The sequence below is a fragment of the Pseudomonas parakoreensis genome (assembly GCF_021602155.1).
GTDB classification, from domain to species: domain Bacteria; phylum Pseudomonadota; class Gammaproteobacteria; order Pseudomonadales; family Pseudomonadaceae; genus Aquipseudomonas; species Aquipseudomonas parakoreensis.
The window spans coordinates 537,630-561,786 of sequence record NZ_BQHY01000001.1 but is presented as its reverse complement, the minus strand read 5'-3'; the positions used below and the strand labels follow the sequence as shown (position 1 = coordinate 561,786).

Genomic DNA, 24,157 nt, shown 5'->3' with positions numbered 1-24,157 from the left:
GTAGGGACATGGACAGCCGAATGCCTGCCACTTACCGCGATGCCCTGCGTGCAGCGCTGCTTTACCTGTTGCTTGCTGTTATCTGGCTGCAGGGCACTGGTTACTTATTGAACAGTTTCTTTGATGAGTCTGTCGATCTGCAGCGATGGCAACTGATCAACGGTTACGTCTGGGCTGCCGTCAGCGCGGGGCTGATCTTCCTCGCGCGGGCCAGATTGTGCGAATTTCTCGGCATCGGTGCGCGGTTACGCGAGCGGCAGGCCGACCGTGAACGCCTGCGCCAGGCCGCCGCGGTATTCGACTGCACCCGCGAGGGCGTGCTGGTGACCAACCGCGAGGGTCTGATCGTGCACGTCAACCGTGCGTTCATGGAAATCACCGGCTACCAGTACGAGGAAGTTCTCGGCCACCAGCCGAGCCTGTTCAAGTCCGGTCATCATCCGCCGGGCTTTTATCAGGCGATGTTCGCCACGCTGGAGAGCGAGGGCGAATGGAGCGGGGAGATCTGGAACCGGCGCAAGAGCGGCGAGATTTATCCACAGTGGCAGACCATCCGCGTGATTCACGATGATCAGGGCCGTCTCAGCCACTACGTGGCGGTGTTTTCCGACATCAGTGCGATCAAGGACTCTGAACACGAACTCAAGCACCTCGCCCACCACGACCCGCTGACCGACTTGCCCAATCGCCTGTTGTTCAGCGACCGCGCCGAGCAGGCACTGGCGTCGGCGCAGATCCACAAGCGCGGCTGCGCGTTGCTGATGATCGATCTGGACCACTTCAAGATGATCAACGACAGCCTCGGCCATAACGTCGGTGATCGCCTGCTCAAGGCCGTGGCGGCACGCCTGCAGGAACTGTTCGGCCCCGGGATTACTCTGGCGCGGCTTGGCGGTGATGAGTTCGCGGTGCTGGCGGAGAGTTGTCCACAACTGGTTCAGGCGGCAGCACTGGCGCAACGCATTCTTGATGCGCTCAAGGAGCCATTCCGCATCGACCGGCACGAGCTGTTCATCAACGCCAGTATCGGCATCAGCCTGTTCCCAAGCGACGCGTTGAGTGCCGATCAGTTGTTGCGTAATGCCGACGCCGCGCTGTTCAAGGCCAAGAGCAGCGGCCGCAACGGTTACGCGTTGTACACCGAAGAGCTGACCGCCCACGCGCAGCAACGGGTCGAGCTCGCTTTCGAGCTGCGCCGCGCGCTGGAACAACAGGAACTGCGGGTCTACTACCAGCCTGTTCACGATTTGCGCAGCAGTCGCCTGATTGGTGTCGAAGCGCTGGTGCGCTGGCAGCATCCGCAGCGCGGGCTGGTGTCGCCGGCGGAATTCATTCCGATTGCCGAGCGCACCGGGATGATTGCTGAAATCGACGCCTGGGTGATGCGCCAGGCGTGTTCGCAGATGTGCCATTGGCAGCAGGCCGGGGTCGTGCTGTCGTTCGTCGCGGTGAACGTGTCGTCGCGGTTGTTCGCCCGGCGTGAGCTGTACCAGCAGGTGGCGCAGGTGCTGCACGAGACTGGTCTGGATCCGGCCTTTCTGGAACTGGAAGTCACCGAGAGCGCGGTGATGGATGATCCGGAAGTGGCGCTGGAGCAGATGCATCATTTGCGTGAACTGGGGATTCGCCTGGCCATTGACGATTTCGGTACCGGCTACTCATCCCTGTTGCGGCTCAAGCGCCTGCCGGTGCAGAAGCTCAAGATCGATCAGGGTTTTGTCGCCGGGTTGCCGTGGGACGAGGACGACGCCGCGATCGTTCGGGTGATCATCGCGCTGGCCCGGAGCATGGGCATGCAGGTGCATGCCGAAGGGATCGAACAGGCCGAGCAGGCGGCGTTTCTGCTGGAGCAGGCCTGTGATCTGGGACAGGGCTACTGGTTTGGGCGGCCGGTGCCGGCGGGGGAGATTGATTGGGCCAAAGCCCCTGTTATCGGTTAACAGTCCTGCTCTGGCTGACACCAAACCTGTGGCGAGGGGATTTATCCCCGATGGGTCGCGCAGCGGCCCTGAAAAACAGGGACTGCTACGCAGTCCATCGGGGATGAATCCCCTCGCCACAGGGTTTCATACAGTCTTCAAACTCAGTGAACACCGCGCAAACCCTCGGCCCGTCAGATAATGTTTTCCAGTTATATAAACATTCTTAAATAGTCTTTTTAAGAATATCCGCAGCTCTCTTATATTGCTCCCACGCCGAACGCAGTGCCGCCCACTGCCAGGCATATCCCATTCAAAGGAGCAGCACCATGAGCGCATCCCTTCGCAGCGTTGACGGTCAGGACGAAAGCACCATCTTGCGGGAAATCCAGAGCGCCCTGCGCGATCTGCGTTTCGGCGCGGTGGAGATCACTGTGCACAACGCCCAGGTTGTGCAGATCGAACGCAAAGAGAAATTCCGTCTGCAGCAGCCGGGTAACAAACCGAGCTGATTTGAAGATCAAAAGATCGCAGCCTGCGGCAGCTCCTACAGGGGGCTGTGTAGGAGCTGCCGCAGGCTGCGACCTTTGAACCGGCACCCCGATTTCCGAAATACATAAGAAAAAGCCACCACCAAGAATTCCAGGAGCTTTCACCATGTCGTCGATTCGCCGTTACGCTTTGGCCGCCCTGGCCAGCGCCGTGTTTGCCGGTTCTGCAGTTGCCAAGGATTACGAACTGCTCAATGTGTCGTACGACCCGACGCGCGAGCTGTATCAAGACTACAACGCCGAATTCATCAAGTTCTGGCAGAAAGATCACGCCGGCGACACCGTGAAAATCCAGCAATCCCATGGCGGATCTGGCAAGCAGGGCCGTGCGGTGATCGACGGTTTGCGCGCCGACGTGGTGACCCTGGCGCTGGCCGGCGACATCGACGAAATCGCAAAGCTTGGCAAGACTCTGCCTGCCGACTGGCAGAAGCGTCTGCCGGATGCCAGCACCCCGTACACCTCGACCATCGTGTTCCTGGTGCGCAAGGGCAACCCGAAAGGCATCAAGGACTGGGGCGACCTGATCAAGAACGACGTTTCGGTGATCACCCCGAACCCGAAAACCTCCGGCGGTGCGCGCTGGAACTTCCTCGCCGCGTGGGCCTACGGCCTGAAAGCCAACGGCGGCAGCGAAGAAAAAGCCAAAGAGTACGTGCAGACCCTGTTCAAGCACGTTCCGGTACTGGACACCGGCGCTCGTGGCTCGACCATCACCTTCGTCAACAACGGTCAGGGTGACGTGTTGCTGGCCTGGGAAAACGAGGCGTTCCTGGCATTGAAAGAAGACGGCGGCGCTGACAAGTTCGACATCGTCGTGCCGTCGCTGTCGATCCTTGCCGAGCCACCGGTGGCGGTGGTCGACAAGAACGCCGAGAAAAAAGGCAACGAGCAGATCGCTGAAGCTTATTTGAAGCACCTGTACAGCCCGGCCGGTCAGGAGATCGCCGCGAAGAACTTCTACCGTCCGCGTGACAAGGACGTGGCGGCGAAGTACGCCCAGCAGTTCCCGAAACTGGAGCTGGTGACCATCGACAAGGACTTCGGCGGCTGGAAATCCGCACAGCCGAAATTCTTCAACGACGGTGGCGTGTTCGACCAGATCTACCAGGCGCAGTAATCTGACCCACAATGAGCCTGAAGTTCAGGCACTTGAGATGTGGGAGTGAGCCTTTGTGGTGAGGGGATTCATCCCCGATGGGTTGCGCAGCAGCCCCAACGCCGACCTTTGCGGTGAATCAAATCTACCGCGAACTCTGGTTTTGCGACTGCTTCGCAGTCGGTCGGGGATAAATCCCCTCACCACAGGGCTCGCTGCCACATTGATGCGTTTTCAACCAGGGACTTTTATGTCGCGTCGTATATCCCCCGTCATACCCGGCTTCGGGCTGACGCTGGGTTACACCTTGGTGTACCTCAGCCTGATTGTGCTTATCCCGCTGGCGGCGATGTTCGTCCACGCCGCCCAACTCACCTGGGATCAGTTCTGGACGATCATCTCCGCACCGCGCGTGCTGGCTGCTCTGAAGCTGAGCTTCGGCACCGCGCTGTGTGCCGCGATCATCAACGGCATCATCGGCACGCTGCTGGCCTGGGTGCTGGTGCGCTACACCTTCCCGGGGCGCAAGGTCATCGACGCGATGATCGACCTGCCGTTCGCCCTGCCGACGGCGGTGGCCGGTATTGCCCTGACCGCGCTGTACACCCCGACCGGGCTGGTTGGCCAGTTTGCCGCCGACCTCGGTTTCAAGATCGCCTACACCCCGTTGGGCATCACCCTGGCGCTGACTTTCGTGACCCTGCCGTTCGTGGTGCGCACGGTGCAGCCGGTACTGGCTGACATTCCCCGTGAAGTCGAAGAAGCTGCCGCGTGCCTCGGTGCGAAACCGTTGCAGGTGTTCCGCCATATCCTCCTGCCAGCGCTGTTGCCAGCGTGGCTGACCGGATTTGCCCTGGCCTTTGCCCGGGGTGTCGGCGAGTACGGTTCGGTGATTTTCATCGCCGGCAACATGCCAATGAAAACCGAGATCCTGCCGCTGCTGATCATGGTCAAACTCGACCAGTACGATTACACCGGTGCCACGTCCATCGGCGTGCTGATGCTGGTGGTTTCCTTCGTCCTGTTGCTGCTGATCAACCTGTTGCAGCGGCGCATCGAAACCCCATAAGGAGGCGCGAACCATGTCCCAATCGTCTATTGCGGCCGCGTCCTCGGCCAACGCTGCGCGGCGTGGCAGTGCCACTTCGCGCAGAATCCTGATCGGCCTTGGCTGGCTGATCTTTTTCCTGTTTCTGGTACTGCCGCTGTTCATCGTGGTCTCGCAAGGTCTGAAGAACGGCCTCGGCGCATTCTTCACCGCGATCTTTGAACCGGACGCCTTGTCGGCGCTGAAACTCACGGTGATCGCCGTGCTGATTTCGGTACCGCTGAACCTGGTGTTTGGCGTCAGCGCCGCGTGGTGCGTGAGCAAATACTCGTTCCGCGGCAAGAGCATGCTGGTGACGCTGATCGACCTGCCGTTCTCGGTGTCGCCGGTGATCGCAGGTCTGGTCTACGTGCTGATGTTCGGTGCGCAGGGCCTGTTCGGGCCGTGGCTGCAGGATCACGACATCCAGATCGTCTTCGCCCTGCCGGGCATCGTGCTGGCGACGATCTTCGTCACCGTGCCGTTCGTGGCCCGTGAACTGATCCCGCTGATGCAGGAACAAGGCACGCAGGAAGAGGAGGCCGCGCGGCTGCTTGGCGCCAACGGCTGGCAGATGTTCTGGCACGTCACCGTGCCCAACATCAAATGGGGCCTGATCTATGGCGTGGTGTTGTGTACCGCGCGGGCCATGGGTGAGTTCGGTGCGGTGTCGGTGGTCTCCGGGCACATTCGCGGGGTGACCAACACCTTGCCGCTGCACGTCGAGATCCTCTACAACGAATACAACCACGTGGCCGCGTTCGCCGTGGCGAGCCTGTTGCTGATCCTGGCGCTCTTCATCCTGCTGCTCAAGCAGTGGAGCGAAAACCGTATCAACCGCCTGCGCGCCAGCGCCGCGGAGGAATAATTCATGTCGATCGAAGTGCGTAACGTCAGCAAGAATTTCAATGCGTTCAAGGCGCTGGACAACATCAGCCTGGACATTCAGAGCGGTGAACTGGTGGCGCTGCTCGGCCCGTCCGGCTGCGGCAAGACCACGCTGCTGCGGATCATCGCCGGCCTGGAAACTCCGGATCAGGGCAACATCGTCTTTCACGGCGAAGACGTCTCCGGCCACGACGTGCGTGATCGCAACGTCGGTTTCGTGTTCCAGCACTACGCGCTGTTCCGGCACATGACGGTGTTCGACAACGTCGCGTTCGGCCTGCGCATGAAACCGAAAAACCAGCGCCCGAGCGAAAGCCAGATCGCGACCAAGGTCCACGAACTGCTGAACATGGTGCAGCTGGACTGGTTGGCCGATCGCTACCCGGAGCAACTGTCCGGCGGCCAGCGTCAGCGTATCGCCCTGGCTCGTGCTCTGGCGGTGGAGCCGAAAGTGCTGCTGCTCGACGAACCGTTCGGCGCCCTCGACGCCAAGGTGCGTAAAGAGCTGCGTCGCTGGCTGGCGCGCCTGCACGAAGACATCAACCTGACGTCGGTATTCGTGACCCACGACCAGGAAGAAGCGATGGAAGTCGCCGATCGCATCGTGGTGATGAACAAAGGCGTGATCGAACAGATCGGCTCACCGGGTGACGTCTACGAAAACCCGGCCAGCGACTTCGTTTATCACTTCCTCGGCGACTCCAACCGCTTGTTGCTCAGCGACGACAACCACGTGCTGTTCCGTCCGCACGAAGTGTCGTTGTCCAAACATGAGCTGGAAGATCACCACGCCGCTGAAGTGCGCGATATCCGGCCGCTGGGCGCGACCACACGGGTGACGTTGAAGGTGGAAGGGCAAACGGACCTGATCGAGGCCGAAGTGGTGAAGGATCACGACAGCCTGATCGGTCTGGCCAAGGGTGAAACCCTGTTCTTCAAGCCGAAGGTCTGGCAGAAAGTCGCCAGCCTCTAAAGTCAAAAGATCGCAGCCTGCGGCAGCTCCTACATTGGAATGCGTTTCTCCTGTAGGAGCTGCCGCAGGCTGCGATCTTTTAAAGCGGCCTAAGCCGCCGCATTGCGATTCGGATTGACCCGCACCACCCCCGCCCGCGCCTCGATCTGAGCTTTCAACTCGTGGCGCATTCCCAGCATGAACGCCACTTCGGCCACGACAAACAGCGGCCCGACAATCAACCCGCTGACATCATCGACAAACGCCGGTTTACGCCCCTCGTAGTGGTGCCCGACAAACTGGATCACCCAGCCAATCACAAACATCGCCAGCCCGCTGCTGAGCCAGACCATCGTGCTCTGCTGCGCCAATGCATGTCCGGCCCAGACCGACAGGCCCATCAGCACCGTCATCAACACGCCGAGTTTCACTTCCAGGCGCAGATAAAACCATGCCGAGGCCAGCGCCAAGAGCACCGTCGGAGAGATCCACAAGCCGCCCAGTGACCACGCTGGTCGCGACAATAAAACGGCCACCGCCACCACGATCAGCGGAATGCCGATAAAGTGGCTGGCGATGTTGCGCGGGTCGCGGTGGTAGGCGGCGTATTGACTGAGATGGTCGACGAGGCTTTTCATTGTTGTTCCTCCTGTAGGGTGCGTGCAGCATGCCTCGGGTTCGGTGTTCGCTCTGTCAGGCAGGCGACAGTTGGGAGTGATCATGATGGATAAGCGTTCACGGCTGATGACCGGGCAATGGTTCAGTCATCTGCCGACATCCTTTCAGGATAGTCTGCTGGCGGCGGCCCGGGAGCGGCGGCTGACGGCGGGGCAGCGCTTGTTCCAGCGCGGTGATCCGCCCTGCGGGTTGTACGCGGTTCTCGACGGCGCGATTCGCATCGGCGCGGTGAGCGAGCAGGGCAAGGAGGCGTTGCTGAGCCTGGTGGAGGCACCGCACTGGTTCGGCGAAATCTGCCTGTTCGACGGTCAGCCACGCACTCACGATGCGTATGCAGTCGGGCCGTGCACGCTGCTGAATATCCCGCAGGCCACGCTGCTGAAAATCCTCGATGAACAACCGGTGTACTGGCGCCATCTGGCATTGCTGATGAGCCACAAACTGCGCTTGACCTTTATCAACCTCGAACAGTTGAGCCTGCTGCCGGCCCCGGCTCGCCTGGCGCATCGATTGCTGATGATCGCCGAGGGCTACGGTGAAATCGATGCGCCACGCCGGGTCCTGCAATTGCCTCAGGAACAGCTGGCGTCGATGCTCTCGCTGTCACGCCAGACTACCAATCAGATCCTCAAAGATTTACAGGGGCAGGGGATTATCGGGTTGGGGTATGGCGAGATCGAGATTCTCGATGCCGAGCGATTGCGCGCCGTCGCCACTGTCTGAAAACTCACACCATTCCACTGTGGGAGCTGGCTTGCCAGCGATTGCGGTGCATCAGTCGACATGCATGCTTGCTGAACTGATGCCATCGCTGGCAAGCCAGCTCCCACAGGGTTCTCAACTATCCATGATCTTTGAGGCAAACCACAGAACCTGCAGGAGTGTGGCTTACGAGCCGCGATAGGTCGAGAAACCGTAAGGGCTGAGCAGCAACGGGATGTGGTAGTGCTGGTCAGTCTGCTTCACCTGGAAAATCACCGGGATCTCCGGGAAAAACGTCTCGCGCTTGTTCTTCTCGAAATACTCGCCGGTCTTGAACACCACCCGGTATTCGCCCGCTTCGAAAGGCTGTTTGGCCGGGAACAGTTCGGCGATGCGTCCCTGCTCGTTGGTGGTGCCCTGGGCCAGTGGCTGCCAGTTCTGGCCGACGTGTTTTTCCAGCGTCACATTGACGCCCGGCGAGGGCAGGCCGTTTTCCAGGTTGAGCACGTGCACGCTCAGTGGATTGCCGGCGGCCAGCGCCAGGCCGGAGAAGGCACTCAGGCCGAGTGCGGCGAAGGTCATGCGCAGGGTGGTCATGGTCAGTCTCCTTATTGGGAACGGGTAAGGGTCAGGCCGGCCTTTTCGGCGGCCTTGATGGCACAGTTTTCGTCCTGCTCGCCGCCGCCGGAACCGGCCACGCCCATGGCGCCGACCAACTCATTGCCGGCGAACAACGGAATCCCGCCGCCGAGCAACAACAGCTCGTCGAGGGTGTTGAGGTTGGCGGTTTCCGGGTTGCTGCGGGCGCGCTCGGCGAACAGCCGGGTCGGGGTTTTCGTCGACAGCGCGGTGTAAGCCTTGCGCTGGCTGGCCGCGGTATTGTGCGGGCCGATGCCGTCGCCGCGCAGGGTCACCAGCACGTTGCCGCCACGGTCGAGCACCGATACCGTCGCGGTGCAATTGCTCAGTGCGTTGTCGGCCAGCAGGCGTGCGGTTTTCAGGTCGATGTCAGCGTGACGCGGCAGTTCAGGGGCGGCGAAAGCGCTGGCGCTGAGGCCGAGGGCGAGGCTGGCTGCAAGGTATTTGACGGTCATGGACAGGCTCCAAAAGCTAAGGTCGTCACCTTAATCGGCGGTCTTCGTCAGAACTCCGTCAGTCGGATTACAAGTTTGTAATGGGCAACGCCGTCGAAGGCGCCTAGCCTGTGTGCCTGATCAATCGAGGTGTGCCATGCGTTTGCTGGTCGTAGAAGATGAAGCCAAAACCGCGAATTTCCTGGCCAAGGGCCTGGGCGAATCGGGGTTTGCCGTGGACGTGGCGCTCAATGGCCTCGATGGGCGCTATTTCATCGAGCAGCAGGCCTACGACCTGATCATCCTCGACGTGATGCTGCCGGGCCTCAATGGCTGGCAATTGCTGCAACTGATCCGCCAGCGCGGCGCCACGCCGGTGTTGTTCCTGACCGCCAAGGATGCCATCGAAGACCGCGTACGCGGCCTCGAACTCGGCGCCGACGACTATCTGCTCAAACCCTTCGCCTTCGCCGAGTTGCTCGCGCGGGTGCGTACGCTGCTGCGCCGCGGGCCATTGCGCGAGGCCGAGTCCTACAGCATCGCCGATCTGGAAATCGACGTGCTGCGGCGTCGAGTCAGTCGCGGCGGCCAGCGCATTGCCCTGACCAACAAGGAATTCGCCCTGCTGCAACTGCTCGCCAGTCGCCAGGGCGAAGTGCTGTCGCGCACGCTGATCGCCTCGCAGGTGTGGAACCTCAATTTCGACAGCGACACCAACATGGTCGAAGTCGCGGTGCGCCGCCTGCGGGCCAAGGTCGATGACCCGTTCATGCCGAAACTGATTCACACCGTGCGCGGCGTCGGCTATCAGCTGGAGGCGCCCGACGATGCGGTCTAGGTCGATCGCCTGGCGTCTGGCGCTGGCGTTCGCCGTGGTCTGCGCGTTGGTGTTGAGTGCGATCGGTGTGTTTCTCTACCGCTCGCTCGACTCGGAGATCGCCTACCGGGATGATCTGGCGTTGCTTGGCCGCCTGGAGCAAGTGCGCGCCTTGCTCGCCGACAGCGATAGCCTCGGCGCTTTACAGGCGCGGCCACGTCTCTATCAGAACATGCTCGGTAACCTCGACAGCCTGTTGCTGGTGCGGCGCGCCGATGGCTCGAACGTGATCGCGATCAATCCGCGCCAGCGTGAGTTGCCGCCATTGAACGCAATCGCACGCGAGCAAACGCCGCAGCGTCGCGATGTGCTGACCTGGCAGGCGCCGGACGGCGCCGAGCTGGCGCTGTTGTCCGGTGACGCTCAAGGGCCGAACGGCGAGCCGCTGACGGTGATCGCCGGCAAGGTGCTCACTGAACGGGAACAGATGCTCGCCAGTTATCGCTTGCGCCTGTACTTGGCCGTCGGGCTCGGTGCGTTGCTGGCGTTCGCGCTGGGGCTGGTGCTGCTGCGCCGTGGCCTGCAACCGTTGCGCCAGTTAAGCGCGGCGGTGCGCGGCATTGATCTGCGCAGCCTCGACCAGCGTCTGCCCGCCAGCGGCACCCCCGCCGAACTGCTCGAACCGGTGCAGGCGCTCAACGGCATGCTCGCGCGGCTGGACCACAGCGTGCAGCGGCTGTCGCAGTTTTCGGCCGATCTGGCCCATGAGATCCGCACGCCTTTGCACACCTTGCTCGCCAGCAACGGTCAGGCGCTGAACCATCCGCGCAGCACGGCGGAGTATCAGGAGCTGCTGGCCTCGAACATGGAAGAATTCGAACGCCTCAAGCGCATGGCCGAAAACCTGATGTTCCTCGCCCGCGCCGAACAGGCGGAGCGCGCGCTCGACTTGCAAACCCTGGATCTGCACAGCCTCGGCAGCGAGCTGTGCGACTACTTCGAAGCCTTGGCCGATGATCGTCAGTTGCGCCTGGAAAACCAGCTGCACGGCGAACTGTTGGCCGACCAGCAACTGCTGCAACGCGCCCTGGGTAATCTGCTGGCCAACGCGGTGCGCCACGCCGATGAAGGCACGCCGATCAGCCTGCGCCGCCGTGATGAGGCGGGTGTGTGTTGGTTGCAGGTACACAACCACGGCCCGGTGATTGCGCCAGAACATCTGGGCAAACTGTTCGACCGCTTCTATCGCGTCGACCCTTCTCGGGCGCAGCCTGGAGATTCGGGTGGGCTGGGGCTGGCGATTGTGCAGTCGATCATGCAGTTGCATGGCGGGCGGGTGCGGGTGAGCAGTGATGCTGCAGGTACGGTGTTCGAGCTGGGTTTTGAGGTTGTCTGACGGGCGCCTTCGCGGGCAAGCCCGCTCCCACAGGATATCGGGCGTACATGAGCTTTGAGTACGACACGGACACTGTGGGAGCGGGCTTGCCCGCGAAGAGGCCAGTAGGTTCAGCACACATTCCGGATCAATCAGCGCAACTGATCGCGAAACTGCCCCGGCGTCATTCCCGTCCAGCGCTTGAACGCGCGGCTGAAGCTGCTGGTGTCGGCAAATCCCAGCAGGTAACTGACTTCACTCAACGAACATTGCGGATCGCGCAGGTGCAGCAGCGCAAGGTTTTCGCGGCTCTCGTTGAGCAGCGTGTCGAAGCGACAGCCCTCATCCGCCAAGTGCCGTTGCAGGCTGCGCAGGCTCAGGTGCAAGGCCTGGGCGATGCGTTCGGCGCTAGGTTCGCCTTCAGGCAGTTGCTCTTCGATGGCGTCGCGCACCTTGCGCTCCCAGGTCAGCGGTTGGAGCTGGGCCAGGGTGCGCTTGAGCACCGCTTCGTTGTGTTCGGCCAGTTCCGGGTTGGCGTCGTCGAGGTGGCTGTCGAAGTCGGTAAGGGAGAACTCCAGGCGATCCTCGGCGCAGGAAAAATGCACCGGGGCGCGGAACACTTTGTGCCATTGATGTGCATCGGAGGGTTCCGGGCGGCGCAGGTAGACCGCCAGCGGTGCGTAGTCGCGACCGAGGCGATTGCGGCAGGTGCGCACATAGATCGCGGCAAACGCGTCGATGGCTTCGAAAGCCGGCGCCGGATTGCCTGACGGAATCTTCAGACGAAACAGGTAACGGTCGTCGCTGCGGCTCAGCTCCAGCTCCAGCGCATCGCTGACCACCGGGTGATAACGCACGATGCGCTCGAACACCTCACGCAGGCTGCCGCTGGCCACCAGCGCGTAACCGAGCGCATGGAACGTGGTCGGGCTGACGAACCGCGACACTCGCAGACCGATCGCCGGATCCCCGCTGAACTGCACCGCCAGTTGCCACAGGCGCGTGGTGCCGGACAACGGATAACGCGCGTTCGGGTCGTCCATCAACTGTGGGTCGAGCCCGGCCTGTTGGCACAGGCCGATACTGTCCAGCCCCAGCGCATCGAGTTGCTTGCGCAAGGCACGGGTCCAGCTGGCGAGTGAGGTCGGTTCCTTCATGCTGATTGGCGCTTCCGGTCAACAGGTTGGCGTTCACGGCTACCATCAATAAAGCGTTCGCAGGGCAGGATGCGAACATCAATAAACAGAGGATGGAAGCATGGACCGTACTTCTGCAAGTCCCCAGCGACACAATGCTGCCCAGCGATCAGCGCATATTCGCGAAGTGGTGCTGGCCAAAGGCGTCGAACTGCGTGAGCGCTACCCGATCCTGCAGCATCAGGACGCTCTCGGTGCGGGGATTCTGGCTTTTGCCCTGGTCGGGATGATCGGTTCGGCGACGCTGTACGTCACTGGCCACATGGCGTGGTGGGTGTGTCTGTTGCTCAACGCGTTTTTCGCCTCCCTGACCCACGAGCTGGAGCACGACCTGATCCACAGCATGTATTTCCGCAAGCAGCGCGTGCCGCACAACCTGATGATGGGCCTGGTGTGGCTGGCGCGGCCGAGCACGATCAATCCGTGGATCCGTCGCCATCTGCACCTCAATCACCATAAGGTGTCCGGCACTGAAACCGACATGGAAGAGCGCGCAATCACCAACGGCGAACCATGGGGTTTTGCGCGATTGCTGATGGTCGGCGACAACGTCATGTCGGCGTTCATCCGCATGCTGCGGGCCAAGACCTGGGCCCACAAAATCAACATCATCAAACGCACCCTGAAAGTCTATGCGCCACTGGCGCTGCTGCACTGGGGCGCGTGGTACGTGTTTCTCGGCTTCCACGCGGCAAATGGCGTGGCTTACCTCGTGGGTTCGCCGATCGAATGGTCGGCGACCACGTTGTCAGTGATGCAGGTGATCGACATCGCGGCAGTGGTGATCATCGGCCCGAACGTGCTGCGCACCTTTTGCCTGCACTTCATCAGCTCGAACATGCATTACTACGGCGACATCGAGGCGGGCAACGTGCTGCAGCAATGCCAAGTGCTCAATCCGTGGTGGCTGTGGCCGCTGCAGGCGTTCTGCTTCAACTTCGGCAGCAGCCACGGCATTCATCATTTCGTGGTGAAGGAACCGTTTTACATCCGGCAGATGACTGTGCCGGTGGCGCACAAGGTGATGCGTGAGATGGGCGTGCGGTTCAATGATTTCGGCACGTTTGGGCGGGCTAACCGGTTTGTTCGCAGGGATGAGGTGGTGCAGGAAGAGGTGCGCACTGCCCGGGCTTGATAGCTGAGTTTGAGGGCCTCATCGCTGGCAAGCCAGCTCCCACAGGTTTCAGTGTCATTCAAAGGATTTGTGAACGACATTGAGCCTTGGGGGAGCTGGCTTGCCAGCGATAGCGGTGGTTCTGGCCGTTTCAGTCCGGCTGAAACGGCGAAGCACTCAGAATCACCCCGGTCTCCTCCACATATTTCTGCCAATGCCCGATCAAGGTGTTGAGCTTGTCCGGCTGACTCGACGCCAGATCATGAATTTCCCCCGGATCACTGCTCAAGTCATACAGCTGCCAGGTCGCCGGCCCCACCGGCCCGGGGATCCACACCGCCTTCCACGACCCTTGGCGAATCGCCCGGCGGCCAAACAATTCCCAGCCGGTGACGGTGTGCTCGTCATGCACCTGCGCCGTCTCGCCAGACAAAAAGCCCAGCCATGATTTGCCGCGCAGCGGCGCCACCGGTTTGCCGTGCCATTGCTTGCCCGGATGGCGCACACCGGCCAGATCGAGAATCGTCGGGGTGATGTCCATCACCGTACCGAAACCGTGGCTGATCTGCCCTTTGATTGGCAATTGCGGATAGTGCAGCAGCGCCGGTACGCGAATCCCGCCTTCGGTGGTGAACGCCTTGAACAGCCGTGACGGCGCGGTCGCCACCTGCGCCCAGCTCGGTCCGTACCAGACGTAGGAATTGGCACGTCCGATGTTGTCGAGGCTGTTGTCGTAATGCTGGTTGAGGTACGTCAGCAGTTCCGGGCCGAACTTGGGGAACGCTTCCAGTAGCGCACCCTCGGCGCCGTTATCGGACATGAACAGGATGAAGGTGTTATCGAGTTGGCCCTGCTGGCGCAGGTAATCGACCACCCGGCCAATGTTCCAGTCCATGCGCTCGACCATCGCCGCGTAAACCTCCATGGCTCGCGCGGAAATCTGTCGTTGCTCAGCGCTCAGCGCAGCCCATTGTGCATTCAGTTGAATCAGCGGATGCGGCTCGACATCCGGCTCGATTAGGCCCAGCGCCTTGAGTTTTTCCAGGCGTTCCAGACGCAGGACTTCGGGACCGGCGTCATAGCGGCCACGGTATTTTTCGACTACCTCGGCCGGTGCCTGCAACGGCCAGTGCGGTGCGGAGAAGGGCAGATAAGCGAAGAATGGCCGGCTCTGATCGCGCTCCTTGAGATACTGCAGCAGCTTGTCGCCAAAGGCGTCCGACGAGTAGAAATCCTTGGGCAGCTCATCGATAAAGGTGTCGTCTTCGATGTACAGCGCTGGCGTCGATTTCAGCAGGCCCGGGGTGTGTTCGTCGTAGGTCGGTTCAAAACCGTAATGGTTGGCCGCCCCCGGCAGCAGCGAAAACGAACGCTCGAAACCACGGGCCTGCGGCGCCAGCTCAGCCGTCAGGCCGAGGTGCCATTTGCCGCTCATCAGGGTCTGATAACCGGCCTCGCGCAGCAGCTCGGGCAGGGCGACCACGCGGTCATTCAAGTAGCCCTCATAACCCGGTTTGCCGATCAACTCCGGGGTCAACGCTTCGGCCATGGTGCCGATGCCGGCGATGTGGTGGTCGGTGCCGGTCAGCAGCATCGAACGCGTTGGCGAGCAGGTCGGCGCGGTGTGGAAATCGGTCAGGCGCAGGCCATTGTTGGCCAGCGCGTCGAGGTTCGGCGTGGCGATTTCGCCACCGAAGGCGCCGATATCGGAAAAGCCGAGATCGTCGGCCAGAATCACCAGAAAGTTGGGGCGTTGCGGCATCGATACAGCTCCTCTCAATAGGCAATGAACGACAGCGGCAGATCGCGGATCTGCACCGGCAGGCTCGGTTGGTAATGGTCGTCACTGGTCAGTTCGTGCAGCAGTTCTTCACGCAACTGATGGAAGTCGAAACTGCTGCGCTGACGTGGATGCGGCAAGGCGATGTCGACCACCTGCTTGATCCGTCCCGGACGCGGCTCCATTACCACCACGCGGTCGGCGAGGAAGATCGCTTCCTCGACGTCGTGGGTGACCAGAATCGTGGTGATTTTTGCCCGGTCGCGGATCGCCAGCAGTTCGTCCTGCATCTGCTGGCGGGTCAGCGCATCGAGTGCGCCGAAGGGTTCGTCGAGCAGCAGAATCCGTGGGCTGGCGACCAGTCCGCGAGCAATCGCCACGCGCTGCGCCATGCCGCCGGAGAGCTGGTGCGGATAGGCCCGGGTGAAATCGCGCAGGCCGACCAGCTCAATGAAATCGTTGATGCGCTGCTGCTTTTCGGCGGCGCTCAGTGGTTCGTTGACCAGACCGAGACCGATGTTGTCGGCCACCGTCAGCCAAGGGAACAGTCGATGCTCCTGAAATACGATGCCGCGCTCGCTACCGATGCCGCTGACGGCTTTGCCATCGACGCTGATCTGCCCGCGAAACTGCGTATCCAGACCCACCAGCAAGCGCAGCAAGGTGGATTTGCCGCAACCGCTGGACCCGACGATGGCGACGAATTCGCCCTCGGCGATGTCGAGGTTGAATTCACGAATCGCCTCCAGTTCGAAACCGTCGACGTCGAAGGATTTGCCTACGTGGGTGAAGCTGACAATCGGTGCGTTCATGCGTGTCTCCAGCGAGTGGCGCGAATTTCCAGGCGTTGGCCGATGAGGTTGAGCAGGGCGCCGGTGAGGCCGACCAGCAGCATTCCGGCCATGATCAGGTCCATGCGCAGCAGTTGTTGGGCGCCGATCATCTGGCTGCCGATGCCGCCGTTGGACGGCATGAAGTATTCGGCGCCGATGGTGCCGAGCCAGGCGTAGATCAGACTCAGGCGCAGCCCGGCAAAAATCCCCGGCGCCGCGCCCGGCAGCACCAGACGGCGCAGGCGCTGGCCGAGGCTCAGGCGCAGTACCTGCGCGACTTCATTCAGGTGTGGCGAGAGACTGGCGACGCTACGCTGAGTGGCGATGAACAACGGAAAGAACGCGGCGAGGGCGACGAACACCCACTTCGCCAATTCACCCAAACCGAACCACGCGGTGAGCATCGGCACCCAGGCGAAAATCGCAATCTGCCGCAGGGCGGCGAGGGTCGGGCCGAGCAGTCGTTCGCTGGTGCGTGAAAGCCCCAGCAGCAAGCCGAGGGCGAAACCGAGTCCGCCGCCCAGCAGCAAGCCGCCAAGGGTACGACCGAGACTCAAGGCCATGCCGCTGATCAGCGTGCCGTCGAGCAAACCGTTTTTTGTTGTTTCCAGCACCGCGAACGGGCTGACCAGGATGTTCGCATCGACCCATTGCTGATCGCTCGCCACTTGCCACAAACCGATCAGGCTCAGCGGCAACAGCCACGGTTGCAGCCGCTGCCAGCCTTCATAGCGCGGGCCACCGCGGATTTCTGCGGTGGCCGGGTGCGGCCAGTGCACCAGTTTGCGGTCGAGAAAACCGATGCCGCGATCCATCGCCACGCCGAGCACACCGATAACCACGATGCACACGAACACGATGTCGAGCATGAACAGTTGCCGTGCCCAGACCATCAGGTAACCGATGCCTTCGCTGGACGCCAACAGCTCCACCGCCAGCAAGGACGTCCAGCCAGCGGCCAGGGCCAGGCGTACGCCGGCCATGAACGCTGGCAGTGCGGCGGGCAGCACCAGACGCCGGATCAGCAAGTACGACGGCAGGCGCAACACGGCGGCGGCTTCGCGCAGTTTCGGTTGCGCATCTCGAACGCCGACCAAGGTGTGCAGGGTCACCGGCACCACGATGGCCTTGATCAGCACCACCAGTTTCAACACTTCGCCGATGCCGAAAAACACCATGAACAGCGGAATCCACGCCAGCGTTGGCACCTGTGCCAGACCGGCGAAGGTCGGAAACACCAACCGTTCGAGGCGCCGGCTGAAACCCAGTGCGGCCCCCAGCACCGCACCCGCGCAGATGCCGGCCAGCAAGCCCCGGAGCAGGCGTTGCAGGCTGATCCACAAATGACTCCACAGCTCGCCCTGGGACAGCTCGATGGCGCTGTTCCACACCAGCGATGGCGCCGGCAGAATCTGTTCGCTCATCCATTGATTGCGCGCGGCCAGCCACCACAGAGCGAACAGGCTGACTGGCAGCAGCCAGGGCAACAGGCGTTGGTTGAGGCTTGGCCACGTCCGATGACGTTTCAGGGGCGGCGCGGGCAGCGGCAGGCTGAGCAGGGAATCACGGGCCATGGGTGACCTCCGTTGTCGGGTTGGATCGGGAGCAAGATCAAAAGATCGCAGCCTTCGGCAGCTCCTGCAGGGGGACGCGTCCGTGAATTCGCTCCTGTAGGAGCTGCCGAAGGCTGCGATCTCCAGTGGTATTAGCTATAAATAAATTGTTATAAGCGAAATCAAAAATATTGAATTTGGAGATAAGCAGCGCCATTTAAGGCTTCCAGAACATCGCGCATCCAATGCATTCGAAGAATATTTTCGATGCTGTTAATGCATACGCCGCTGAAGCCCGTGCTGTTGCTTGCTTAGCGTTAATAGCTATAAAAATGTGCATTTATAGTATTTAAGCGAAGGTCACGCTTCGGCCTACTTTCGGCTCCTCAACGCCTGTCGTGATCAAGGAGCTACATCCATGAACCTTCCCTTCAAACGAGTTTTCAGTCTGTTTGCCATTCCGGCACTGGCGGGCCTGCTGGCGTTTACCGCGCAGGCCGACGAGCTCAAGGAAATCCGGATCGCTGTGCCTGACCTGAGCGCCGGCACCCAGCACAGCGGCGGCGGTGTGGTGGATGTGCTGCGTGATCGGCAGATCTTCGAAAAAGCTTTCGCCGATCAGGGCATCAAGATTCAATGGAGCTTCTTTAAGGGCGCCGGACCGGTGATCAACGAGGCGTTTGCCAACGGTCAGGTCGATCTGGCGTATCTGGGCGACCTGGCGGCGATCATCGGCAAGTCCAACGGCCTCGACACACGCTTGCTCAGCGCCAGTGCGCGCGGGGTGAAGCAATATCTGGGCGTGGTGCCGGGTTCGGGGATCAAGACTTTGCAGGATCTCAAGGGCAAGCGCGTGGCGATCTTTCGTGGCACCGCCACGCAGTTGTCGTTTGATGCGGCGCTGGCCAGTCAGGGCCTGAGCGAAAAGGATCTGAAGGTGATCAACCTCGACTTCAACGCAGCGGTCGCGGCATTGGCGGCTAAACAGATCGACGCATCGTGGGGCAGTTCCGGGCTGACGGCTCTGCAAGCCAAGGGGCTGGCGGAATTGCCGCTGAACACCAAGGATCTGGGCGGGGCCGGCAGTGTGCAGTCAGTGCTGGTGGGCACCGGCAAGTTTGTCGACGAGCATCCGCAGGTCGTGGCGAAGCTGCTCAAGGCGCAGCAACAAGCCGTGGATTGGCTGACCCAGGACAACAACAAGGATGCCTACGTGCAACTGGTGTCGGGGCTGGCGAGTTATCCACCGCTGATCCTGACCCAGGACCTGCAGGATCAGAAACTCAGCGAAGTGTTCCCGTCAACGCTGGACCCGGTGTTCCTCGGCAAATTACAGGACTCGGTGGATCTGGCGGCGCAGCAGAAACTGATCCGCAAACCGTTCAAGGTCAGCGATTGGGTGGCGCCTGAACTGGCGGCGGCCAAGCTTTAAAATCACAAGATCGCAGCCTTCGGCAACGCCTGCAGGAGAACGCATTCCCATGTAGGAGCTGCCGAAGGCTGCGATCTTTTGATCTTCAAACCGCGACGCTGATTTCCTGTTTATCCACCGCCACCAACGTCTCGATCATCGCTCTTGCTGCGGGCGACAGGCGAAACCCGGTACGACTGACAATCCCGCAGCGCGCATTCATGCTCTCCAGATTCTGCGGCAGGTTGCGCCAGTGCAGCAGCGCCAGTGAACCTTGGGCAATGTCTTCGACGAACGCCTCTTCCGTGCCGACGCCAATCGCATTGGATTGCAGCACCACTTTCACCAGCGCCGGGAAATGCTCGGTCTCGATGGTCGGCGAAAAATCGATCCGGCCGCTGAGGTTCGCCAGCAGTTTGCGAATCCCTGGCGGGATCAGCGTGGTCGCCAGCGGGTAGTCGAACATGTCGTTGGTCGACAGGCTTTCCTGGGCCAGCAGCGGGTGCCCGGGCCGGCAGAAAAACACCCCGCGTTTGGGCGTCAGGGCCTGGGTCTGGAAGTTTGGATCGGCCTCGAAATGGCGGATGTCGGCGATGAAGAATTCGATCTCTTCACGGCTCAGCGCGCGGCTGAGTTTTTCCCAGTTATCCACCTGAAAACAGGTGCGTACTTTCGGGTGCGCGTTGATGAATTGCGCCACCGCATCCGGCACCAGTTTCACCGCTGGCGCCGGGCCGCAACCAAAGTGCAGCTCTCCGGCATCAAGCTTGGTCATTTGCGTCACTTCGGCGCTGAGCAACGCTGCGCCCTGCACCAGGGTCAGGGCGTGTTGCAGCACCACCTGGCCTTCGGGGGTGGGGCGCAGATCCTTGTTGCCGCGATCCACCAGCACGCAGCCGAACTCTTGCTCTAGCCCTTGGATGCTGCGGCTGAACGCCGGTTGAGTGATGCCCATTGCGTCCGCCGCACGGACAAAACTGCGGTGTTCGTTGAGGGCGATGAAGTAGCGCAACTGGCGAAGATCCATATGCTTTCCCGGCATCCTAAAAATAGCTCGAAGGCATTTGCGACGAGGGTTACTTGAGGTTTTAAATGCAAGCTCTTATTCCGTCAACGAAGCATGTGAATATCTATTAGATGTAAATGGAATATAGATAGAGCCATGTTTCGCTGTCGCCCAACCGCAAGCAGTCGATGAGGGTCTACCCATGAGCAATGCCGCACTCGCTGTAAAACCCGCTGTCCACGCGCTGGAAATCCATCCGGTGGCCGGCCGTATCGGCGCCGAGATTCGGGGCGTGCACCTGTCCGGTGAATTGGACGCCGCTACCGTCGAAGCCATTCAGCAGGCGCTGATCCAGTACAAGGTGGTGTTCTTCCGCGAGCAGACCCAGCTCGACGATCAGCGCCAGGAAGCCTTCGCCCATCTGCTCGGCGAGCCCGTGGCGCATCCGACCGTGCCGGTGCGTGAGGGCACGCGTTATCTGCTGGAACTGGACGGCGCCGAGGGCCAGCGCGCCAACTCCTGGCACACCGACGTGACCTTCGTCGACGCCTACCCCAAAGCCTCGATCCTGCGCTCGGTGGTGGCCCCGGCCTTCGGTGGCGACACCTTGTGGGCCAACACCGCGACCGCCTACAACGAACTGCCGAGCGAGCTGCGCGAGCTGGCGGACAAACTGGTCGCCGTGCACAGCAACGAATACGACTACGCCGGGGCCAAGCCAGACGTGTCGGCGGAGAAGCTCGAGCGCTATCGCAAAATCTTCACCTCGACCGTCTACGAGACCGAGCATCCGGTAGTGCGAGTCCACCCGATCAGCGGCGAGAAGAGCTTGCTGCTGGGGCACTTCGTCAAGCGCATCAAGGGTTATTCGCAAGCCGATTCGGCGCACCTGTTCGGCTTGTTGCAGAGCCATGTGATTCGTCAGGAAAACACCGTGCGCTGGCGCTGGAAGGCTGGTGATGTGGCGATCTGGGACAACCGGTCGACGCAGCATTATGCGATTGATGATTACGGTACCCAGGATCGCATCGTGCGACGGGTGACGCTCAAGGGGGAAGTGCCGGTTGGGGCTTCGGGGCAGCGTAGTCAGACCATTAAAGGCGCGGATATCGTCGGCGTTTGATAAGGCTCCATCGCTGGCAAGCCAGCTCCCACAGAGATTGGTGTCGGACACAAAGGATGTGAACAACGCAAAACCTGTGGGAGCTGGCTTGCCAGCGATGCTTTTAACTACCACACACCGATTTGCACCACCTTCTCGCTCTCCGGCTCGCCATAGCGAAACCGCTGCCCACGCAGATCAATCTCCTGATGACTGATCGTGGTCCGCCGCTTCAACCCGCGCACCCATTCAAACAGGTGCCCCGCGTGCTCCTCGCGCACCGCCGCGTACGCCGGATCGTCACCCAAATCGTGCAACTCCTGCGGATCATTCAGCAGGTCAAACAACTGCGGCCGGAAGCCGTCGTACGCCAGGTATTTCCAGCGCTCGCTGCGCACCATGGTCATGCGGCAACGGTCGATCGGTTGGCCAAGTCGCTCGCGTGCCGGAGCCTGAAAGGCGTAGTCGTATTCGCTGATGGCGTAGCGGCGCCAATCAGGTTTTTCGCCGTGCAACAGCGGGATCAGCGAGCGGCCCTCCAGCCGATGCTCGGCGCCCGGCAAACCCAGGGCCTGGAGAAACGTCGGCAATGCATCAATGGTTTCCGCGAGTCGCTCGTCCACCGTGCCGCGAGTGATATCCGCCGCCGCACGCGGGTCGCGCACGATCAACGGCACGCCCACCGCTTGTTCGAGCAAAAACTCCTTCTCGCCCAGCCAGTGGTCGCCCAAAAAGTCGCCGTGATCGCTGGTGAACACGATCAGCGTGTCATCCCAACGACCGTTGCTCTGCAGAAAATCGAACAGCCGACCGAGCTGGTCATCCACTTGCTTGATCAGGCCCATGTAGGTGGGGATTACATTCAATCGTACTGAATCACGGGAGAAGTTGAGACTTTCCTCATGCTGGCGAAACGCCGTGTATACGGGGTGTTTGCTGGCTTCGGAGGGCGTCGCGCGGACCGCTTCGAGAATCGATTTCGTACTGTACAAGGCGTGGTATGGTGCCGGTACGATATAGGGCCAGTGCGGTTTGATGTAGGAGAGGTGTAAACACCAGGATTTCTCACCTTGCTCGGTGATGAAGTCGATGGCTCGATTTGTAGTGTAGACAGTCTCTGAGAACTGCTCGGGAATTCGCGCTGGCAAATGCGCATGACGCATGTGCCAGCCGCTGAGGATTTCTCCGTTCTCGCCTTCGGCAGCGTTGGCCCAGTCGTGCCAGGGGTTGCGCCCGTCGAAACCGTGCTCGCGCAGGTAATGGGTGTAGGGCGCGGATTCGCGTTTGTCGTCGAACAGCGGGTCATCGGGGAAGATCCCGTCGTGGCGAAAGTACGGCTCGAAACCGACCTCGTTGAGCACTTCGGCTTGCGCGCTGTCCGGGTTTATCGCCAGACGCTGCAGGGCATCGATATTGGCCGTGGCGTGGGTTTTGCCGACCAGCGCAGTGCGAATGCCGTGCGGGCGCAGATAATCACCGATGGTCAGTTCTTCCAGCGGCAACGGCACGGCGTTCCATGCGACCTGATGGCTGCTGACGTAGCGCCCGGTGTAGGCCGACATCCGCGACGGCCCGCAGATCGTGCCCTGGGTGTAAGCACGGCTGAAGCGCACGCCGGCGGCGGCCAGACGATCGATGTTCGGTGTATGCAGATGCGGATGGCCGTAGCAGGACAGGTAATCGCGGCGCAGTTGATCGCACATGATGTACAGCACGTTGCGCACGGGGTTTTGCGGGTTGGACATGGGATTCACCGGTCAGAAAGACAGGCGAGGGTTGTCGCTTTCGGCGGGGGTGTTCGGCAAGTGCATTTGGGGAATGGGTTTTATGCAGTGGATGCATCGGTGACTGTTTCGGCACCATCGCTGGCAAGCCAGCTCCCACAGGATTTGCGCCAAGCCAAAATGGTGTGAACACCCGGAACTTGTGGGAGCTGGCTTGCCAGCGATAGCGGTAGCTCAGACAGCTAAATTTTCGAGTGAACAAACCTCCTCATCCACCGCATCAATCGCCTTGATCTGCTCAATCATCGCTTCGGCCAGCGGCGACAACCGATACCCCGCCCGACTGACAATCCCATAACGGGTGTACAGCTCCTCCAGGTCATCGGCCAAACCCTCGATCCGCAAACACACCAGTTCGCCCTTGACCTGATGCAGTGCGTCGGAATACGCGCCAACGATGCCGATGGCATCCGAACGCAGCACCACGCCGAGCAGGCTTGAGCTGTTTTCGCATTCGACATTGGGGGTGAAATCCGGTCGGCCGCTGAGGTCGACGATGACCTTGCGCAGGTTCGGCGGACGAAGGCTCACCGCCAGTGGATAACTCATCAATTGCTCGGCCGAAACCCGTTCGAATGCCGCTAATGGATGCCCGGCGCGGCAGCAGAAATGCCATTTGCGCGGCCGCAAACGGTACGTCAGGTAATCCGGATCGGCTTCGAAGTGGCGAGTGTCGGCGACGAAGAACTCGAACTCTTCGCTGAGCAGGCGTTTGCTCAGGCTCTGCCAGTCATCGACCTGAAATTGCACCCGCGCTTTCGGGTAGCGCCCGATGAACGCGCCGATCGCGCGCGGGATCAATCCGGCTGCCGGCGCCGGGTCGCAACCGAAGCGCAATTCGCCCGCCTCCAGCCCATTGAACTGACTGATCTCGTTGGCCATCTGCTGCGCGCCGCTGACCAGTCGCCGCGCATGTTCGAGCAGCACCTGACCCTGCTTGGTCGGCGGTAATTCCTTGCGCCCGCGATCGACCAACTGACAGCCGACGCTGTGCTCCAGCGCCTGGATGCTGCGGCTGAACGCCGACTGCGACAGGTTCACCGCCTGCGCGCCGGCGACGAAACTGCGTTGTTCGGCGAGGGCGATGAAGTGTCGAAGTTGGCGCAAGTCGATATGCATTTTTCACATAAAAAATATCCGGGAAATGCATTGGATATGCATTAGGTCGACTCCTTATAAAGGCAATCTCTTATGCAGTAAATATTTGTAAATCCATAAATAAATAACTTAAAAGAAT

The 24,157-nt window shown here is 61.0% G+C and carries 22 protein-coding genes; 12 read left to right on the top strand and 10 right to left on the bottom strand.

Going from position 1 to position 24,157, the window contains the following annotated elements; all coding sequences use genetic code 11:
• Positions 1-20 precede the first annotated feature (20 nt).
• From dibA to L6D63_RS02400, 6 genes are all read left to right on the top strand, one after another.
• Positions 21-1,940 (top strand): phosphodiesterase DibA, encoded by a 1,920-nt coding sequence (gene dibA / locus L6D63_RS02425; protein WP_131670851.1) that lies wholly within the window; start codon positions 21-23, stop codon positions 1,938-1,940.
• Between the two features lie 308 nt (positions 1,941-2,248).
• Positions 2,249-2,431, top strand: a complete 183-nt coding sequence (gene oscA / locus L6D63_RS02420) for a sulfur starvation response protein OscA (protein WP_039772974.1) — start codon at positions 2,249-2,251, stop codon at positions 2,429-2,431.
• A 145-nt stretch (positions 2,432-2,576) separates the two neighbouring features.
• Positions 2,577-3,590, top strand: coding sequence for a sulfate ABC transporter substrate-binding protein (locus tag L6D63_RS02415; protein ID WP_047290763.1), 1,014 nt, complete (start codon positions 2,577-2,579; stop codon positions 3,588-3,590).
• A gap of 229 nt (positions 3,591-3,819) precedes the next feature.
• Positions 3,820-4,638, top strand: coding sequence for a sulfate ABC transporter permease subunit CysT (gene cysT / locus L6D63_RS02410; RefSeq protein WP_007952818.1), 819 nt, complete (start codon positions 3,820-3,822; stop codon positions 4,636-4,638).
• A gap of 13 nt (positions 4,639-4,651) precedes the next feature.
• The gene (cysW, locus tag L6D63_RS02405; RefSeq protein WP_007952817.1) at positions 4,652-5,524 is read left to right on the top strand and encodes a sulfate ABC transporter permease subunit CysW; all 873 of its coding nucleotides are present in this window, start codon (positions 4,652-4,654) and stop codon (positions 5,522-5,524) included.
• Positions 5,525-5,527: 3 nt separating this feature from the next.
• Complete coding sequence (locus L6D63_RS02400) at positions 5,528-6,517, top strand: sulfate/molybdate ABC transporter ATP-binding protein (RefSeq protein ID WP_047290764.1); 990 nt, start codon at positions 5,528-5,530, stop codon at positions 6,515-6,517.
• A gap of 89 nt (positions 6,518-6,606) precedes the next feature.
• Here L6D63_RS02400 and L6D63_RS02395 read toward each other — a convergent pair whose 3' ends face one another.
• Positions 6,607-7,134 (bottom strand): Mpo1 family 2-hydroxy fatty acid dioxygenase, encoded by a 528-nt coding sequence (locus L6D63_RS02395; protein WP_131670852.1) that lies wholly within the window; start codon positions 7,132-7,134, stop codon positions 6,607-6,609.
• A gap of 85 nt (positions 7,135-7,219) precedes the next feature.
• Here L6D63_RS02395 and L6D63_RS02390 point away from each other — a divergent pair, with 85 nt between their 5' ends.
• Positions 7,220-7,897: a Crp/Fnr family transcriptional regulator gene (locus L6D63_RS02390; RefSeq protein ID WP_095667849.1), complete on the top strand. Its 678-nt coding sequence runs from the start codon at positions 7,220-7,222 to the stop codon at positions 7,895-7,897.
• A 165-nt stretch (positions 7,898-8,062) separates the two neighbouring features.
• Here L6D63_RS02390 and uraH read toward each other — a convergent pair whose 3' ends face one another.
• Together uraH and L6D63_RS02380 are read right to left on the bottom strand one after the other, a co-directional pair.
• The gene (gene uraH, locus L6D63_RS02385; RefSeq protein WP_047290767.1) at positions 8,063-8,473 is read right to left on the bottom strand and encodes a hydroxyisourate hydrolase; all 411 of its coding nucleotides are present in this window, start codon (positions 8,471-8,473) and stop codon (positions 8,063-8,065) included.
• Positions 8,474-8,484: 11 nt separating this feature from the next.
• Positions 8,485-8,970: a GlcG/HbpS family heme-binding protein gene (locus L6D63_RS02380; RefSeq protein ID WP_095667847.1), complete on the bottom strand. Its 486-nt coding sequence runs from the start codon at positions 8,968-8,970 to the stop codon at positions 8,485-8,487.
• A gap of 136 nt (positions 8,971-9,106) precedes the next feature.
• Between L6D63_RS02380 and L6D63_RS02375 the strand changes: the two genes are divergently transcribed.
• On the top strand, positions 9,107-9,787 hold the full coding sequence (locus tag L6D63_RS02375) for a heavy metal response regulator transcription factor (protein WP_131670853.1): 681 nt from the start codon (positions 9,107-9,109) through the stop codon (positions 9,785-9,787).
• Positions 9,777-11,162, top strand: a complete 1,386-nt coding sequence (locus L6D63_RS02370; protein WP_131670854.1) for a heavy metal sensor histidine kinase — start codon at positions 9,777-9,779, stop codon at positions 11,160-11,162. The genes L6D63_RS02375 and L6D63_RS02370 overlap by 11 nt, the downstream gene beginning before the upstream one ends.
• A gap of 131 nt (positions 11,163-11,293) precedes the next feature.
• Here the strand turns inward: L6D63_RS02370 and L6D63_RS02365 are convergent, their stop codons facing one another.
• Positions 11,294-12,298, bottom strand: coding sequence for an AraC family transcriptional regulator (locus L6D63_RS02365; RefSeq protein ID WP_047290771.1), 1,005 nt, complete (start codon positions 12,296-12,298; stop codon positions 11,294-11,296).
• 100 nt (positions 12,299-12,398) lie between these two features.
• On the opposite strand from L6D63_RS02365, the gene L6D63_RS02360 reads away from it, so the two are divergent.
• Entirely contained in the window at positions 12,399-13,472 is a 1,074-nt protein-coding gene (locus tag L6D63_RS02360; protein WP_131670855.1) for a fatty acid desaturase, read from the top strand.
• A 130-nt stretch (positions 13,473-13,602) separates the two neighbouring features.
• Here L6D63_RS02360 and L6D63_RS02355 read toward each other — a convergent pair whose 3' ends face one another.
• Genes L6D63_RS02355 through L6D63_RS02345 form a run of 3 tightly spaced genes read right to left on the bottom strand, consistent with a single transcriptional unit; the run spans position 13,603 to position 17,638 of the window.
• Positions 13,603-15,213 (bottom strand): arylsulfatase, encoded by a 1,611-nt coding sequence (locus L6D63_RS02355; protein ID WP_047290773.1) that lies wholly within the window; start codon positions 15,211-15,213, stop codon positions 13,603-13,605.
• Positions 15,214-15,227: 14 nt separating this feature from the next.
• Positions 15,228-16,043, bottom strand: coding sequence for an ABC transporter ATP-binding protein (locus L6D63_RS02350; protein WP_047290774.1), 816 nt, complete (start codon positions 16,041-16,043; stop codon positions 15,228-15,230).
• The gene (locus L6D63_RS02345) at positions 16,040-17,638 is read right to left on the bottom strand and encodes an ABC transporter permease (RefSeq protein WP_131670856.1); all 1,599 of its coding nucleotides are present in this window, start codon (positions 17,636-17,638) and stop codon (positions 16,040-16,042) included. The genes L6D63_RS02350 and L6D63_RS02345 overlap by 4 nt, the downstream gene beginning before the upstream one ends.
• 397 nt (positions 17,639-18,035) lie before the next feature.
• Here L6D63_RS02345 and L6D63_RS02340 point away from each other — a divergent pair, with 397 nt between their 5' ends.
• The gene (locus tag L6D63_RS02340; protein WP_047290776.1) at positions 18,036-19,049 is read left to right on the top strand and encodes an ABC transporter substrate-binding protein; all 1,014 of its coding nucleotides are present in this window, start codon (positions 18,036-18,038) and stop codon (positions 19,047-19,049) included.
• An 85-nt stretch (positions 19,050-19,134) separates the two neighbouring features.
• Here L6D63_RS02340 and L6D63_RS02335 read toward each other — a convergent pair whose 3' ends face one another.
• Positions 19,135-20,055 carry a LysR family transcriptional regulator gene (locus L6D63_RS02335; RefSeq protein WP_236170263.1) on the bottom strand — a complete coding sequence of 307 codons (921 nt, stop codon included), beginning with the start codon at positions 20,053-20,055 and terminating at the stop codon, positions 19,135-19,137.
• 181 nt (positions 20,056-20,236) lie between these two features.
• On the opposite strand from L6D63_RS02335, the gene L6D63_RS02330 reads away from it, so the two are divergent.
• Positions 20,237-21,157 carry a TauD/TfdA dioxygenase family protein gene (locus L6D63_RS02330; protein WP_095667842.1) on the top strand — a complete coding sequence of 307 codons (921 nt, stop codon included), beginning with the start codon at positions 20,237-20,239 and terminating at the stop codon, positions 21,155-21,157.
• A gap of 107 nt (positions 21,158-21,264) precedes the next feature.
• Here the strand turns inward: L6D63_RS02330 and L6D63_RS02325 are convergent, their stop codons facing one another.
• Both L6D63_RS02325 and L6D63_RS02320 read right to left on the bottom strand, forming a co-directional pair.
• Positions 21,265-22,881: an alkaline phosphatase family protein gene (locus tag L6D63_RS02325; protein WP_131670857.1), complete on the bottom strand. Its 1,617-nt coding sequence runs from the start codon at positions 22,879-22,881 to the stop codon at positions 21,265-21,267.
• Between the two features lie 213 nt (positions 22,882-23,094).
• Positions 23,095-24,039 carry a LysR family transcriptional regulator gene (locus tag L6D63_RS02320; protein WP_131670858.1) on the bottom strand — a complete coding sequence of 315 codons (945 nt, stop codon included), beginning with the start codon at positions 24,037-24,039 and terminating at the stop codon, positions 23,095-23,097.
• Positions 24,040-24,157: the final 118 nt, after the last annotated feature.

Coding starts and splice junctions, on each gene's coding strand:
- L6D63_RS02380 (WP_095667847.1), bottom strand. CDS start 8,970: ATGACCGTCAAATACCTTGCAGCCAGCCTCGCCCTCGGCCTCAGCGCC.
- L6D63_RS02395 (WP_131670852.1), bottom strand. CDS start 7,134: ATGAAAAGCCTCGTCGACCATCTCAGTCAATACGCCGCCTACCACCGC.
- uraH (WP_047290767.1), bottom strand. CDS start 8,473: ATGACCACCCTGCGCATGACCTTCGCCGCACTCGGCCTGAGTGCCTTC.
- dibA (WP_131670851.1), top strand. CDS start 21: ATGCCTGCCACTTACCGCGATGCCCTGCGTGCAGCGCTGCTTTACCTG.
- oscA (WP_039772974.1), top strand. CDS start 2,249: ATGAGCGCATCCCTTCGCAGCGTTGACGGTCAGGACGAAAGCACCATC.
- L6D63_RS02335 (WP_236170263.1), bottom strand. CDS start 20,055: ATGGATCTTCGCCAGTTGCGCTACTTCATCGCCCTCAACGAACACCGC.
- L6D63_RS02370 (WP_131670854.1), top strand. CDS start 9,777: ATGCGGTCTAGGTCGATCGCCTGGCGTCTGGCGCTGGCGTTCGCCGTG.
- L6D63_RS02345 (WP_131670856.1), bottom strand. CDS start 17,638: ATGGCCCGTGATTCCCTGCTCAGCCTGCCGCTGCCCGCGCCGCCCCTG.
- L6D63_RS02365 (WP_047290771.1), bottom strand. CDS start 12,298: ATGAAGGAACCGACCTCACTCGCCAGCTGGACCCGTGCCTTGCGCAAG.
- L6D63_RS02340 (WP_047290776.1), top strand. CDS start 18,036: ATGAACCTTCCCTTCAAACGAGTTTTCAGTCTGTTTGCCATTCCGGCA.
- L6D63_RS02330 (WP_095667842.1), top strand. CDS start 20,237: ATGAGCAATGCCGCACTCGCTGTAAAACCCGCTGTCCACGCGCTGGAA.
- L6D63_RS02350 (WP_047290774.1), bottom strand. CDS start 16,043: ATGAACGCACCGATTGTCAGCTTCACCCACGTAGGCAAATCCTTCGAC.
- L6D63_RS02375 (WP_131670853.1), top strand. CDS start 9,107: ATGCGTTTGCTGGTCGTAGAAGATGAAGCCAAAACCGCGAATTTCCTG.
- L6D63_RS02320 (WP_131670858.1), bottom strand. CDS start 24,039: ATGCATATCGACTTGCGCCAACTTCGACACTTCATCGCCCTCGCCGAA.
- L6D63_RS02325 (WP_131670857.1), bottom strand. CDS start 22,881: ATGTCCAACCCGCAAAACCCCGTGCGCAACGTGCTGTACATCATGTGC.
- L6D63_RS02400 (WP_047290764.1), top strand. CDS start 5,528: ATGTCGATCGAAGTGCGTAACGTCAGCAAGAATTTCAATGCGTTCAAG.
- L6D63_RS02415 (WP_047290763.1), top strand. CDS start 2,577: ATGTCGTCGATTCGCCGTTACGCTTTGGCCGCCCTGGCCAGCGCCGTG.
- L6D63_RS02355 (WP_047290773.1), bottom strand. CDS start 15,213: ATGCCGCAACGCCCCAACTTTCTGGTGATTCTGGCCGACGATCTCGGC.
- cysW (WP_007952817.1), top strand. CDS start 4,652: ATGTCCCAATCGTCTATTGCGGCCGCGTCCTCGGCCAACGCTGCGCGG.
- L6D63_RS02390 (WP_095667849.1), top strand. CDS start 7,220: ATGGATAAGCGTTCACGGCTGATGACCGGGCAATGGTTCAGTCATCTG.
- L6D63_RS02360 (WP_131670855.1), top strand. CDS start 12,399: ATGGACCGTACTTCTGCAAGTCCCCAGCGACACAATGCTGCCCAGCGA.
- cysT (WP_007952818.1), top strand. CDS start 3,820: ATGTCGCGTCGTATATCCCCCGTCATACCCGGCTTCGGGCTGACGCTG.